The 14551-nt window shown below is 63.4% G+C and carries 11 protein-coding genes; 7 read left to right on the forward strand and 4 right to left on the reverse strand.

Going from position 1 to position 14551, the window contains the following annotated elements; translation table 11 throughout:
• Positions 1-26: 26 nt before the first annotated feature.
• Complete coding sequence (locus AC0L2Z_RS28090; protein ID WP_091597173.1) at positions 27-494, reverse strand: YaiI/YqxD family protein; 468 nt, start codon at positions 492-494, stop codon at positions 27-29.
• A gap of 150 nt (positions 495-644) precedes the next feature.
• Complete coding sequence (locus tag AC0L2Z_RS28095) at positions 645-1772, reverse strand: S-(hydroxymethyl)glutathione dehydrogenase/class III alcohol dehydrogenase (RefSeq protein WP_128172311.1); 1128 nt, start codon at positions 1770-1772, stop codon at positions 645-647.
• Positions 1773-1974: 202 nt separating this feature from the next.
• On the opposite strand from AC0L2Z_RS28095, the gene AC0L2Z_RS28100 reads away from it, so the two are divergent.
• From AC0L2Z_RS28100 to AC0L2Z_RS28115, 4 genes are all read left to right on the forward strand, one after another.
• The gene (locus AC0L2Z_RS28100; RefSeq protein ID WP_473629878.1) at positions 1975-3987 is read left to right on the forward strand and encodes an acetyl-CoA carboxylase biotin carboxylase subunit; all 2013 of its coding nucleotides are present in this window, start codon (positions 1975-1977) and stop codon (positions 3985-3987) included.
• A 347-nt stretch (positions 3988-4334) separates the two neighbouring features.
• On the forward strand, positions 4335-7814 hold the full coding sequence (gene dnaE / locus AC0L2Z_RS28105; RefSeq protein WP_473629886.1) for a DNA polymerase III subunit alpha: 3480 nt from the start codon (positions 4335-4337) through the stop codon (positions 7812-7814).
• Positions 7815-7915: 101 nt separating this feature from the next.
• Entirely contained in the window at positions 7916-8926 is a 1011-nt protein-coding gene (locus AC0L2Z_RS28110) for a methyltransferase (protein WP_473629879.1), read from the forward strand.
• A gap of 103 nt (positions 8927-9029) precedes the next feature.
• Complete coding sequence (locus tag AC0L2Z_RS28115; protein WP_473629880.1) at positions 9030-9833, forward strand: potassium channel family protein; 804 nt, start codon at positions 9030-9032, stop codon at positions 9831-9833.
• 103 nt (positions 9834-9936) lie between these two features.
• On the opposite strand, the gene AC0L2Z_RS28120 is transcribed toward AC0L2Z_RS28115, so the two are convergent.
• Positions 9937-10818, reverse strand: coding sequence for a DMT family transporter (locus AC0L2Z_RS28120; protein ID WP_128168986.1), 882 nt, complete (start codon positions 10816-10818; stop codon positions 9937-9939).
• A gap of 154 nt (positions 10819-10972) precedes the next feature.
• Between AC0L2Z_RS28120 and AC0L2Z_RS28125 the strand changes: the two genes are divergently transcribed.
• Positions 10973-11479 (forward strand): hypothetical protein, encoded by a 507-nt coding sequence (locus AC0L2Z_RS28125; protein ID WP_287255436.1) that lies wholly within the window; start codon positions 10973-10975, stop codon positions 11477-11479.
• Positions 11480-11580: 101 nt separating this feature from the next.
• On the opposite strand, the gene AC0L2Z_RS28130 is transcribed toward AC0L2Z_RS28125, so the two are convergent.
• Positions 11581-12909, reverse strand: coding sequence for a DNA polymerase IV (locus tag AC0L2Z_RS28130; protein ID WP_473629881.1), 1329 nt, complete (start codon positions 12907-12909; stop codon positions 11581-11583).
• A 68-nt stretch (positions 12910-12977) separates the two neighbouring features.
• On the opposite strand from AC0L2Z_RS28130, the gene AC0L2Z_RS28135 reads away from it, so the two are divergent.
• A complete protein-coding gene (locus AC0L2Z_RS28135; RefSeq protein ID WP_473629882.1) occupies positions 12978-13553 on the forward strand; it encodes a GNAT family N-acetyltransferase in 576 nt (191 codons plus the stop codon).
• A 123-nt stretch (positions 13554-13676) separates the two neighbouring features.
• Positions 13677-14399 carry a DUF6065 family protein gene (locus tag AC0L2Z_RS28140; RefSeq protein WP_473629883.1) on the forward strand — a complete coding sequence of 241 codons (723 nt, stop codon included), beginning with the start codon at positions 13677-13679 and terminating at the stop codon, positions 14397-14399.
• Positions 14400-14551 lie beyond the last annotated feature (152 nt).

Below are 14551 nucleotides of genomic sequence, written 5' to 3' on the forward strand. Positions count from 1 at the left end.
CTGACCTCCGGTCCGAGGTGAAAGCGCTAGCCCAGCGCGGCGGATTTCAGCGCACGCCGCAAGATGCGGTCGAGCTCGCCAAGAAACCGCGAGCGGTCCTGCGGCGCGAAACTGGCATTGTAGCCCTTGCTTTCGCCCGTCTCGCGCAGATGCTGCTTGAGGTCGCGCATCGCCACCGCCATGCCGATCGTTTCCGGCGTGAACGGGCGTCCGGTCGGCCCAAGCACATGGGCGCCGAGCGCCACCGTGCGGGCCGCAAGCGGGATGTCTGATGTCACAACGATGTCGTTGGGCTTGGCATTGTCGACGATCCAGTCGTCCGCCGCGTCGGCGCCTTTGGACACGACGACGTTGCGGATCATCGGATCGCGCGACGGGCGCAGGCCGCCATTGGAGACAAAGGTGACGACGACGCCATGGCGCTCGGCGACCTTCTCGACCTCGGCCTTCACCGGACAGGCATCGGCATCGACGTAAATGGCGGGTGCGGGCATGGTTCGTCCAACGCATATGGAGCCGGGCGATTGTGCCTGGCTCTGTCGATGATATTCGAGCGGTCGCCATCCCAGCAACGCTCCGGACCTGTTGGTGCAGCGCAGACCTGAAGCGATTGCCTTGCTTCCTCCCGGCCACGTCGCAAATTCTCAATAGACCACCACGCTCCTGATGCTCTTGCCCTCATGCATCAGATCAAAACCCTTGTTGATGTCCTCCAGCTTCAGCGTGTGGGTGATCATCGGGTCGATCTCGATCTTGCCGTCCATGTACCAGTCGACGATCTTCGGCACGTCGGTGCGACCGCGCGCGCCGCCGAACGCGGTGCCCATCCAGGTGCGGCCGGTGACCAACTGGAACGGCCGCGTCGAGATCTCCTGGCCGGCGCCGGCAACGCCGATGACCACCGACTTGCCCCAGCCGCGGTGCGATGCTTCTAGGGCCTGGCGCATCACCTTGGTGCTGCCGGTGCAGTCGAACGTATAGTCGGCGCCGCCGATCTGGTCGGCGCCGCGTTTTGTCATGTTGACGAGATAGGGCACTATATCGCCGTCGATCTCCTTCGGATTGACGAAATGCGTCATGCCGAATTTCTCGCCCCATTCCTTCTTGTCGTTGTTCAGGTCGACGCCGATGATCATGTCGGCGCCGGCAAGGCGCAGCCCCTGGATGACGTTGAGGCCGATGCCGCCGAGGCCGAAGACGGCGGCCGTGGCGCCGATCTCGACCTTGGCTGTGTTGATCACCGCGCCGATGCCGGTGGTGACGCCGCAGCCGATATAGCAGATCTTGTCGAAGGGCGCGTCGGGATTGACCTTGGCCAGCGCAATCTCGGGCAGCACGGTGAAGTTGGAGAAGGTCGAGCAGCCCATATAGTGGAAGATCTTGTCCTTGCCGATCGAGAAGCGCGACGAGCCGTCCGGCATCAGGCCTTGCCCCTGCGTCGCGCGGATCGCGGTGCACAGATTGGTCTTTCTGGACAGGCAGGACGGGCATTGCCGGCATTCCGGCGTGTAGAGCGGGATGACGTGGTCACCCTTCTTGACCGAGGTGACGCCCTTGCCGACATCGACGACGATGCCGGCGCCCTCATGGCCGAGGATCGCCGGAAAAATCCCTTCGGGATCGGCGCCCGACAGCGTGAACTCGTCGGTGTGGCAGATGCCGGTCGCCTTGATCTCGACCAGCACCTCGCCGGGCTGAGGGCCGTCGAGGTCGACCTCCAGGATTTCCAGCGGCTTTCCGGCGGCGACAGCGACAGCGGCACGGGTTTTCATCGGGGCTCTCCTCTCAAGCCAAAAACGGCAATCGGGGCGAGCTTTAGCGTATCTGCAGGTTCTGGACTATGGGACGAATTGACAGTTCGGTGCCGGGTTTTGGTCGTCACCAGGCGACTCGGCACCCCGGATATGCGCCTACGTGCCTTGACCGGCCGGGCCAAGCCCATAAAAGAAAGGCAGCCGAGGGAACAAAACCCGTATGTTCACAAAAATCCTGATCGCCAATCGTGGCGAGATCGCCTGCCGCGTCATCAAGACGGCGCGCAAGATGGGCATCGCCACCGTCGCGGTCTATTCGGACGCCGATCGTGACGCCGTGCATGTCGAGATGGCCGACGAGGCTGTCCATATCGGGCCTTCGCCGGCGTCTGAGAGCTATCTGGTGCCGGAGAAGATCATTGCCGCCTGCAAGGCGACGGGTGCTGAAGCCGTGCATCCCGGCTACGGGTTTTTATCCGAACGCGCCTCCTTCTGTGAAGCGCTGGAGAACGAAGGCATCGTCTTCATCGGCCCGAAACCCGGAGCGATCAGGGCGATGGGCGACAAGATCGAATCGAAGAAATTCGCCAATGCAGCCAGGGTCAGCACGGTGCCCGGCTGGCTCGGCGTCATCGAGAATGCCGGTCATGCCGAGAAAATAGCCGGCGAGATCGGCTATCCCGTGATGATCAAGGCCTCGGCCGGCGGCGGCGGCAAGGGCATGCGCATCGCCTGGAGCAAGGCCGAGGTGCGCGACGGGTTCGACCGGGCGCGGTCGGAGGCCAAAAGCTCGTTCGGTGACGACCGCGTCTTCATCGAAAAGTTCGTGGTCGATCCGCGCCACATCGAAATCCAGGTGCTGGCCGACGCGCATGGCAATGCGCTTTATCTCGGCGAGCGCGAATGCTCGATCCAGCGCCGCAACCAGAAGGTCGTCGAAGAGGCGCCTTCCCCTTTCCTCGACGCCAGGACCCGGAAAGCCATGGGCGAGCAGGCTGTGGCGCTGGCCAGCGCGGTCGACTACCAGAGCGCCGGCACGGTCGAGTTCATCGTAGATAGTGAAAAGAACTTCTATTTCCTTGAAATGAATACACGATTGCAGGTCGAGCACCCGGTGACCGAGCTCGTCACCGGCATTGACCTGGTCGAGCAGATGATCCGCATAGCAGCCGGCGAAAAGCTCGCCATCAAGCAAAGCGACGTCAAGCTGAACGGCTGGGCGGTGGAAAGCCGGCTCTACGCCGAGGACCCGTATCGCAATTTCCTGCCGTCGATCGGCCGGCTGACGAGATACCGGCCACCGCAAGAGGGACAGTTCGGCGACGTCGTCGTCCGCAACGATACCGGGGTTACCGAGGGTTCGGAAATCTCGATGTTCTATGACCCGATGGTCGCCAAGCTGTGCACCTGGGCGCCGACTCGGCTCGCGGCAATAGACGCCATGTCGGAAGCGCTCGACAGTTTTGTCGTCGACGGCATCGAGCACAACATGCCGTTCCTGGCAGCACTTATGCAGCATCCGCGCTGGCGGGAAGGGCGGATATCGACCGCCTTCATATCAGAGGAATATCCCGACGGCTTCGCGCCGATCGTGCCTGACAGCGAGGAAAAGGCCGTTCTCGCAGCGATCGCCGCCGCGGTCGAATTGCTGCGCCGCGACCGGCTCGACCGGCTCGGCGGGCGGCTGGCGCCGCATTCGGGTGTCCTGAAACGCGACTGGGTGGTCAAGATCGGCAAGGACTATCTTTCAGCCTCGGTTCTCGAAGGCATGATCTCAATTCCGCTGGCGATTGGTCTGTCGATTGACGGCGGCACGGCGCTGACGGTCACGTCCGACTGGCGTCCGGGCGACCTGATCTGGCGCGGCACGGTCGGCGACCGAAGAATCGCCGCGCAGGTCAGGCCGGTGCTGAACGGGCTTCGCGTCGCCTGGAAAGGCATGTCGGTGAGCGTACGCGCCATGCTGCCGCGCACCGCCGAACTCGAAAGGCTGATGCCGGAAAAAGTGGCGCCCGATACCTCGAAGATGCTGCTCTGCCCGATGCCCGGCCTTGTCCTGTCGATCGCCGTTGCCGAAGGGCAGGAGGTCAAGGCCGGCGAGACGCTGGCGGTCGTCGAGGCGATGAAGATGGAAAACGTGCTGCGCGCCGAGCGCGATCTCACCGTGTCGAAACTCAAGGCAAAACCGGGCGACAGTCTCGCCGTCGACGCGGTGATCATGGAATTTGCGTGAGGATACAAGGCAATCGCATTGGTTGGCGCTGCCCCTCATTGCCCTGCCGGGCATTTCTCCCCGTATAGTGACGGGGAGAAAGACGCCTTCGCACAGGATTTCGCCAATCTCCGGCGTTGCAGAAAGCGAGCCGAGGTTGCGGCCAGCCCCTTCGCCCCGTCACTATAAGGGGAGAAGGTGCCGGCAGGCGGATGAGGGGCAGCGCCAGCATCGACAATTGGCCTGTCGCTGGACTCGCATCGTCCAGTACCGGACAATACATCCTCATCGACTGAGTCCTCTCAAACGGCGATAAAAAAATGGCGAATGAGACACTTCCCCGCGATCCGTTGCGGCGCGAGGCCTTTATGAAGGCGTCGCGGCCGGAAGCGCCTGCGCGGCCGTTCATTCATCTGCGCGTGCATTCGGCCTATTCGCTGCTCGAAGGCGCTTTGCAGCTCGGCACGGTTGTCGGCCATGCGGTCAAAGATGACGCACCGGCCATTGCCGTCACCGACACCAACAATCTGTTCGGCGCACTCGAATTTGCGCAAAAGGCGGTGAAGGAGGGTATTCAGCCGATCATCGGCTGCCAGACCGCTCTGGCTTTTTCCGGTGAAGCCAGCGACAGCCAGCGCGACCGCAGGCGGCAGGGCCCGGAAATGCGGCCGGTGGTTTTGATCGCGGCGACCGAGGCCGGCTACAGCAATCTGGTCAGGCTGGTCAGCCGGGTCTATCTGGAAACGCCGCCCGGCGAGGCCGTGCATCTGACGACCGAGATGCTGCAAGGCCATTGCGACGGCCTGATCTGTCTCAGCGGCGGGCCGCGCGGCCCGATCGGCAACGCGCTGAAAGAGGACCGCCGCGACCTCGCCGAGACGCGGCTTCTGGCGCTCAAGGCGCTGTTCGGCGACCGGCTCTATGTCGAGCTGGAACGGGTTTCCGGTTATGACCGGGCCATCGAGAAATCGTCAGTCGACCTCGCCTATATCAATGACTTGCCGCTGGTCGCCACCAACGAGGCGTTTTTCTCCTCGCGCGACGACTATGAGGCGCATGATGCGCTGATCGCCATCGCCGAAGGGTCGGTCGTCGCCGTCGACAATCGCCGGCGGCTGTCGCCCGACAATTTTCTGAGAAGCCAGGCCGACATGGCGAGGCTGTTCGCCGATCTGCCGGAGGCGATCGACAACACCGTCGAGATCGCGCTGCGCTGCTCCTACTATCCCAAGACCCGCAACCCGATCCTGCCGCGCTTTGCCGGCGGCGATGTCGCCGACGCCGATGCGGCGGTGAAGGCGGAGGCGCAGGAGCTTGCCAGACAGGCGCATGAAGGGCTGGAGGCGCGGCTCGCCGCGCACGGCCTAGCCCCTGGCTACGCGGTCGAGCAATACCGCGAAAGGCTGGAATTCGAGCTCGGCATCATCGAGAAAATGAAGTTCCCCGGCTATTTCCTGATCGTCGCCGACTTCATCAAATGGGCGAAGGCGCAAGGCATTCCGGTCGGGCCGGGGCGCGGTTCGGGCGCCGGCTCGCTGGTCGCCTATTCGACGACGATCACCGACATCGATCCGCTGCGCTTCTCGCTGCTGTTCGAGCGCTTCCTCAATCCCGACCGCGTGTCGATGCCCGACTTCGACATCGATTTCTGCCAGGACCGGCGCGAGGAGGTCATCCGCTACGTCCAGCAGAAATACGGACGCGACCAGGTCGGCCAGATCATCACCTTCGGCACGCTGCAGGCCCGCGCGGTGCTGCGCGATGTCGGCCGCGTGCTGCAGATGCCCTATGGCCAGGTCGACAAGCTCAGCAAAATGGTGCCGTCGAACCCGGCCAATCCGGTCAAGCTCGCCGACGCCATCGCCAACGAGCCGCGCTTTGCCGAGGAGGCGGAGCGCGAGCCGATCGTGCAGACGCTGCTCGACATGGCGCAAAAGCTGGAAGGGCTCTACCGCCACGCCTCGACGCACGCCGCCGGCATCGTCATCGGCGACCGGCCGCTGTGGGAGCTGGTGCCGATGTACCGCGACCCGCGCTCCGACATGCCGGTCACCCAGTTCAACATGAAGTATGTCGAGCAGGCCGGCCTGGTGAAGTTCGACTTCCTCGGCCTGAAGACGCTGACTGTGCTGGAGACCGCGGTCAAGCTGATCCGCCGCCGCGGCGTCGAGATCGATCTTGCCCATATTCCGCTCGACGACCCCGACACCTATGCCATGCTGTCACGCGGCGAAGTGGTCGGCGTGTTCCAGGTGGAAAGTGCCGGCATGCGCAAGGCGCTGATCGGCATGCGGCCCGACTGCATCGAGGACATCATTGCGCTGGTCGCGCTTTACCGGCCGGGCCCGATGGAGAACATCCCGACCTACAACGCCAGAAAGCACGGCGAGGAGGAGATGGCGTCGATCCATCCGAAGATCGACCATCTGGTGAAGGAGACGCAAGGCGTCATCGTCTACCAGGAACAGGTGATGCAGATCGCGCAGGAGCTTGCCGGCTATTCGCTGGGCGAAGCCGACCTGTTGCGTCGCGCCATGGGCAAAAAGATCCGCGCCGAGATGGACAAGCAGCGCGAGCGTTTCGTCTCGGGCGCGATCGAGCGCGGCGTCGGCAAGCCGCAAGCCGACTTCATCTTCGACCTGCTGGCAAAGTTCGCCGACTATGGTTTCAACAAGTCGCATGCCGCCGCCTATGCGGTCGTTTCCTACCAGACGGCCTATCTGAAGGCGCACTACCCGGTCGAATTCCTGGCCGCGTCGATGACGCTCGACATGGGCAACACCGATAAACTCGCTGATTTCCGCCAGGATGCGCTGCGCCTCGGTATCGATGTCGTGGCGCCGTCGGTGATATCAAGCTTCCGCGCCTTCGAAGTCGCCGAGAACCGGATCTTCTATTCGCTGGCCGCGCTCAAGGGCGTCGGCGACGCGGCGGTCGAGCATATCGTCGCCATGCGCGGCGAAAAACCGTTCAAGAACCTCGCCGATTTTTGCGAAAGGGTCGACCCGAAGATCGTCGGCAAGCGCGTCTTCGAAAGCCTGATCATGGCCGGCGCGCTCGACTGCTTCGGTCACGACCGCGCCGCGATGATGGCGGGCGTCGAGCGGATGATGGGGCTAGCGTCGCTTGCGCAGCAGAATGCAATGTCGGGCCAGCACGACATTTTCGGCGCCTCGCTCGGGGCGCAGTCGCAGGCGCTCAACCTGCCGGCGACCGACCCGTGGCTTGCCGCCGACCGCCTGCACCGTGAATTCCAGGTGGTCGGCTTCTATCTCTCGGCGCACCCGCTGGACGAATACAAGGCGGCGCTGCAGAAGATGCGGGTGCAGACCTGGGCCGAGTTCTCGGGCGCCGTCAAACGCGGCGCTGCCGCCGGGCGGCTTGCCGGCACCGTCACCACCAAGCAGGAGCGCAAGACGCGCACCGGCAACAAGATGGGCGTCGTGCAGTTCTCCGACACGTCGGGCCAGTATGAAGCAGTGCTGTTTTCCGAAGGTCTGGCGCAATATCGCGACCTGCTCGAGCCCGGCCGTTCGGTGGTGGTCACAGTTTCGGCCGAGGACAGGCCCGAAGGCGTCAATCTGCGCATCCAGACGGTGCAGTCGCTGGAGGACGAGGCAAGCCGCATCCAAAAAGCCTTGCGCATCTTTGTCAGGGATGATCGGCCGGCGTCGGCGATTCAATCGCAGCTTACCCAGCGCGGCGACAGCCTGGTGAGCATTATCGTCATCAAGGACGAGGCGCAGGGCGAGGTCGAGATCGAACTGCCCAACCGTTACCGCGTCTCGCCACAGATCGCCTCGGCCATGCGGGCGCTGCCGGGCGTGGTGGAGGTGGAGTTGGTGTGAGCTAACGACCGTATTCCGCCAGGTCGCATTGCCCGGTGACGATGCCGCTGGTATTGTGGGCTCGGCGGCCTGGGTCTTTTGGCGGCCGGGGGGAGTGCGTCATGGATGAGCGGGATGCCGCTGCCGAACTCCAGAAAATGGTCAATGGCTTCCAGGTGTCTCAGGCGATATGCGTCGCCGCCACGCTGGGCATCGCAGACCATCTCAAGGACGGGAAACGCAGCAGCGGCGAACTTGCCGCGTTGACCAATACGCATCCGCAGGCGCTCTACCGGCTGCTGCGCGCCCTTGCGTCGGTCGGCGTGTTCCATGAAGCGGACGACCGATCCTTCTCGCTGACCCCGGTTGGCGGCGCGTTGCGATCCGAAGTTCAGCATTCGGTTGCGCCGTGGGCGATTCTGGCCGGGCGGCCCTATTTCCGTCAGGCATGGAGCGATCTGCTGCACAGTGTCAGCACCGGCGAAAACGCCTTTCGCCACGCTTACGGCAAGGGCGTTTGGGAATACCGGGCGGAGCATCCGGAAGAGTCCGTCATCTTCGACCGGGCGATGACGGCGATGTCGCGTGGCGTCGCCGCCGCGGTGCTCGCGGCCTATGACTTCCGGCGGTTCTCTGTCGTTATGGATGTAGGGGGCGGGCAGGGCGCGCTGCTTGCCGAAATCCTCCGCCGCAATCCCGGCCAGCGCGGCATTCTATTCGATCAGCCGCAGGTCGTGGCGAAGGCCGGCCCGGTCTTTGACGCCGCGGCTGTGGCCCATCGCTGCGACATCGTCGCCGGCGATTTCTTCGTCTCGGTGCCCGAGGGCGCCGATGCGATTGTGCTTAAATGGATCCTGCATGACTGGGACGACGAGACAAACATCCGGATCCTGAAAAGCTGCCAGAGGGCGATTCGCCCAGAAGGCAAACTGCTGGTGCTCGAGAGCATTCTGGCGCCGCCCAATGAAGGCGCCGTCGCAAAATTCGGCGATCTGAACATGCTGGTCATGCCGGGCGGGCAGGAGCGCACGGCGGAAGAATTCAGGTTGCTGCTTGCGGCGTCGGATTTTCGGGTCGCCAATATCGTTGAAGCCGGACCTCGCATCAGCATCATCGAGGCGGAACCGGTCTGATTGCTTTCCGGGTCTGGAACGCTGCGGATGTTCTCAAGCCACGGCGGCTTGCCCCTGCTCTGCCCACTGGACGGCTGTCGCAGCGAGCGTTATCGCAGTCGTCATGAAGACGCCGAAAAGGGACGGAGTGCAGGATTTTTCAGCCTTGACGCGGCTGCGCGACACATTGCGCAAACTCTATCACGGGCGCACGCCTGCGGCTTTCCGGTTTCAGCTGGCGGCTGTTATCATCGACCTTGCCATCATCGCCTTCTTCATCGCCACACCGGTGATCCAGGAATCGTCCTCGTTCCTCTGGCTCGATTATTCAGTGGCAGCGCTTGTCGCCGCCGACATGATTGCCCGGCTGCTGGCGTCAAACAACATGCTGCGCCTGATGAAACAGCCGACGTCGTGGGTCGACGGCTTCATCCTGCTGACGCTGCTGATGCCTTCGGCGCTGGCCAATTTGGGATTCCTGCGCATATTGCGGCTGTGGTCGCTGTCGCGCAGCGGCGCGCTGTGGCGGTTTTTCGAGATGCGCGGCCTCAAAAAATGGCGCGAGGCAAGCCATGCAGTCATCAATCTCCTGACATTCCTGTTTGTCGTCACCGGTTTCGTCTACACCTTCTTCTTCCGCACCGGCGCCGGTCTCGAAGGCTATGTCGATGCGCTGTATTTCACCGTCGCCACGGTGACCACGACCGGCTTCGGCGACATCGTCCTGCCGGGGATAGCCGGCAAGCTCACCGCGATCGTTACCATGATCATCGGCATATCGCTGTTCGTCAGGCTGGCACAGGCGCTCTTCCGTCCCAACAAGGTCTTCTTCCCGTGCCCGCAATGTGGCCTTCAGCGGCATGAAGCCGACGCCGTCCACTGCAAGGCCTGCGGGCATCTCCTCAACATACCCGACGAAGGCGACTGAAATGCGAGGCTAAGAGCGGTTTTGTGGAAACAAAACCGCGCGGTAGCTCTTTGCTTTGACGCATTTTGTCGGACGCCAAACGAAGCCGTTTGGCTGCAAAATGCTAAGACGCTGCCACTTCCGCTGGTTTGGTCGCCTTTTTCTGCAGATTAAGCAGATTGCCCAGCAGGATCAGCAAGGCGCCCCCGGCGGTGAAGGCGTCGATCTGCTCCTGATACAGCAGCCAGCCGATCAGCGCCGACAGCGGCACGCGCAAAAAGTCCATCGGCGAGATGACGGTGGCGTCGGCATAGGCGAGTGCACGCGCCATGCAGAAATGCGACGACATGCCGGTGAAGGCGATCAGCAGGATCCACGGCCACAGTTCGAGCGGCGGGTTGCGCCATTCGTAGAGCGCCGGGACAAGGCCGAGCACGGACTGGATGACCAGCATCCAGAAGATGATGGACACGACGCTGTCCGTCCGCGTCAGCGATTTGACCAGGACCACGGATATGCCGAAGCAGACCGCGGCACCCAGCACGACAACATGTCCCGGATCGACCGAGCCGACGCCCGGGCGGACGATGATCAGCACACCGATCAGCCCGAGCACGATCGCTGCAAGTCTGGGCCGGCTTAGTCTTTCACCAAGAAAGCCGACCGCCAGAATGGCCGTCCAGATCGGCGTCGTGAATTCGATGGAGATCAGCACGGCCAGCGGGATCAATGTCAAGGCGTAGAGCCATGCCGCCTGGCCGACAAAATGGACGACGTTGCGGGCGATATGGGCGGTGGGGCGTTTGCTGCGCATCGCCGCAAAACCGCCTGACATCATCACCAGCGGCAGGAGGATGAACAGGCCGATCACCGATCGCAGCTCCAGCACCTGGAATACATTGAGCTCGGCCGTCGTGGCGCGGCCGGCGACCGACATCGTCAGAAACGATGCGATCGACAGCGCCATCCAGAACGCAGCCTTGGGGATCGAGGGCGAGGGTGCCATGCGCGCTATGTCGCAAGTCGGGACTTTCACCGCAACCGCTAGTCGACGCATTCGGCTGGGCCAGAGCGGCGCGTTGCAAAACGGTCATGTTGAGGGCGGAACCTGCCGTCACGGCGAACGTTGGTCCAACAGCCAGTTCAAGGGGAGAGATCCAATGAAATCATGTGCACGATTTGCACTCGCCGGCTGCCTGACGGCTGCCGCCGGCGCGGCTCATGCCGACGAGGCCGATTTTCTTCGCTCGTTCGAGGGGAATTTTGCCGGCAAGGGCACCGTCAAGGTAACCACCGAGGCGCCGACGGTGAACGTCTCCTGCCGCTTCAATTCCGACGCGACATCGAGTTCACTGTCGCTGGACGGCACCTGCCGCGGTCTCGTCGTGGTGACGCGCGCCATCAGTGCCGACCTGAAGTCCAGCGGGACGAAGTACACCGGCACCTATGTCGGATCCCGCACCGGGCCGGCGCAGCTCAGCGGCAGGCGCTCGGGCAATGCGATCAATCTCGGCATCCGCTGGGCCAAGGAGGTCAACGGCGACCGCACCGCGCAAATGACCGTCGAGAAGAACGGCGAGGACGGCATGCGGCTGACCGTTATCGACGTCGACCCTAAAACCGGCGAGCGCGTGACGACCAGCCGGATCGATTTGCGACGCATCTGAAGCGGCCTGCTTTACTTTACCTTTTTGTTTGCGCGTGATCTTTCGGAAAACCGCTTTTCGCTTGCGCGGACCTTCGGTTCGGGGTCATGCTTAAACTAAAACTAGTCCTCGATCGGCTCGGGCGGGTGGGCGTTGCGGCCCTTGCCGAAGGTGTAGCCGGTCTCCACCGCCCTGCGGCCGAACTTGTCGCGCAACCTGTCGATGGCGCCTTCGGCCATGGCACGCTTGCGCGACTGGATATCGACGAGGTCGGGCGGATCGGCCTTTTCGTCATTCGAGAGGTCGCTGACGCCGATGCCGAGCAGCCGGTATCGGGTGCCGTCCGCCTCCTTGCGCAGCAGCTCGAGCCCGGTCGAGAAAATGCGGTCGGCCAGCCGTGTCGGGTCGCCGAGCTGCCGGTTGCGCGTGCGGGTCTTGAAATCCTGCGTCTTCAGCTTCAGCACGACGGTGCGCCCGGCAATGCCGGATTTCTTCAGCCGCCCCGAGACTTTTTCCGACAGCGCTCTCAGCACCGAAACCAGTTGCTCGGGGGAGGCGATGTCGGCGTCGAAAGTGGTCTCTGCCGAGACGCTTTTCGCATCCTGGTCGGGGTGGACGCGGCGGTCGTCCTCGCCGCGTGAAAGATGGTAGAGCCGGTCGCCCATCACGCCGTAGCGGCGCATCAGGTCGCCGCGCTCCATGCGCTGCAACTGGCCGATGGTGCGGATGCCGTCGCGCTCAAGCGTGGCGGCGAAGGCTTTTCCCACCCCCCAGATCAGCGTCACCGGCTGCTCGGCCAGAAAGCCGGTCGCCTCGGCTTCGCCGATCACCGAAAAGCCGCGCGGCTTGCGAAAGTCCGACGCCACCTTGGCCAGGAACTTGCAGTAGGAAAGGCCTGATGAAACGGTGATGCCGATCTCTTTCTCCACACCCAACGCGAAGCGCGCCAGCACCACCGCCGGCGGCAGACCATGCAGGCGCTCGGTGCCGGCAAGGTCCAGAAACGCTTCGTCGATGGAGATCGGCTCGACCAGCGGCGTCAGCGCCTGCATCATGGCGCGCACCTCGCGGCCGACGCGACCATATTTTTCCATGTCCGGCGGGATGACGACCGCTTTCGGGCAGGCTTCGAGCGCCTTGAACATCGGCATCGCCGAGCGCACCCCGTGGACGCGGGCGATGTAGCAAGCGGTGGAGACGACGCCGCGCTTGCCGCCGCCGATGATCAACGGCCGGTCCTTCAGCGCCGGGTTGTCGCGCTTTTCGACCGCCGCATAAAACGCGTCGCAATCGATATGGGCGAGATGCAGCCGATAGAGCTCCGGATGGCGGGCCAGCCGTGGACTGCCACAGCGCTCACAGCGCCGTGCCTCACCGCGCTGAAAGGTCAGGCAGTCGCGGCAAAAACCGTGATCGGGATTGTTGACAGGAACCGACATCGCTGCGAACATAAAGAGAACAAAGGCAATGGTACGTCAGGACGGACGCCACGACAAGGCGGTGGGCCGGGAGAGAGTTCGTGAATACGACCATAGCGCCGCTGGTGCCCGAGCTTTGGGCGGATTTTGAAGATCTTTTCGGTAAGCAGGGCGCCTGCTACGGCTGCTGGTGCACACATTTCCGGCTGTCGCCGGCAGCGCGCCGCGCCAGCAACCGGGAACGCAACAAGGACCACATCAAGGCGCGGATCGAGGCCGGGCCGCCACCGGGCGTGCTGGCGTTCGAGGATGGCAAGGCGGTCGGCTGGATGCAGATCGGCCCGCGCGCCGACGTGCCCGAATGGAACAACAAAGGCAGGGGGTCGGCGCCGGTCGATCCCGCCGACGCCACCGATCCGGGCGTCTGGGCGATTTCCTGCTTCTTCATCCGCGTCAAGGCGCGCGGCCGGGGCGTGACGCACCGGCTGGTCGAAGGCGGCATCGAATTTGCTCGCCAGAATGGCGCGCGGCTGGTCGAGGCATGTCCGATCGACCTGTCGAGAGATTCGCGTTCGATCGGGCTGTTCGTCGGCTCGTCGCGGGTCTTCGAGAAAGCCGGCTTCGAGAGGCTGGTCGAGCGCAAGGCAGGCCGGCCGCTGATGCGATTGGTGTTTTAGACAATGCTGCTGTGCGCGCCGCGGCGACCGAACTATCGTCGTCGGCCTGCATATCAGACGCCCATCCGGGAATAAATCCGGCTGCGGCCCGTTCCTCCTCGGATTTTTCCATGGAGGCCATCGATGTTTCATTTTTCCCAGACTTCCCAGAAGACCTCTCGCTCGATCCGGTTTGCCTGTCGGCCGGAAGATCATGGCGTCATCGCGCCGCCAGTGGCTGCCAAGACGGTCCTGCCGGACTGGTTCCGCAAACTGCCGCCGGTCGATGCTCAGCAAGCCTCGGCCACCAACAATGGCCTGACCGTCAAGCGCTGCATGCCGTTTCTCGACGCGATGACAACCGGCTGGATCCTGCCGCTCGCGGCGACAGTCCGCCTTGAGGTCAAGGATGGCGGCAGCGCCGTCGATGCCGGCTGGGAGTTCGACAGGGTGATGGTCAGCAATCATGGCGCGCATCAGGTCGCCGGCAATCCGAAGGAACCGGCACCGCCATGCAAATTTCACAATTACTGGTCGATCCGTACCCCGCCGGGCTGGAGTTGTCTGTTCCTGCCGCCGCTCAATCGGCCGGCTCAGCCTTTCGAATGCGTCGCCGGCATCGTCGATACCGACACCTACGCAGCCCACATCCATTTTCCGTTCTTTGCGACGGCGCCGGATGGCCTCTACTTCATCGAAAAGGGGACGCCGCTGGTCCAGGTCATACCGTTTCGCCGCGAAGATGCGGCGCTCAAGGCCGAGATCCAGGCGGAGACCGGAGCCGAGGCGACCGAGCGCGAAACGGTCTACCGCAACACGATTGCCAGCGAAGGCTGGTATCGCAAATGGGCCCGCGCGGCCCGCTAGACTTTTCCTGGAGAACAATGCGAAACGGGGCCGCTAGGTCCCGTTTCCTTGTGGAGCGCGGCCGACTTTTAGTCGAAGCGCACCGCCGCTCAGAATAAAAGCGCTCTGTAGCGATCCTTCGCGCCCCCTCTGTCCTGCCGGACATCTCCCCC

The sequence above is a fragment of the Mesorhizobium sp. WSM4850 genome (assembly GCF_055811735.1).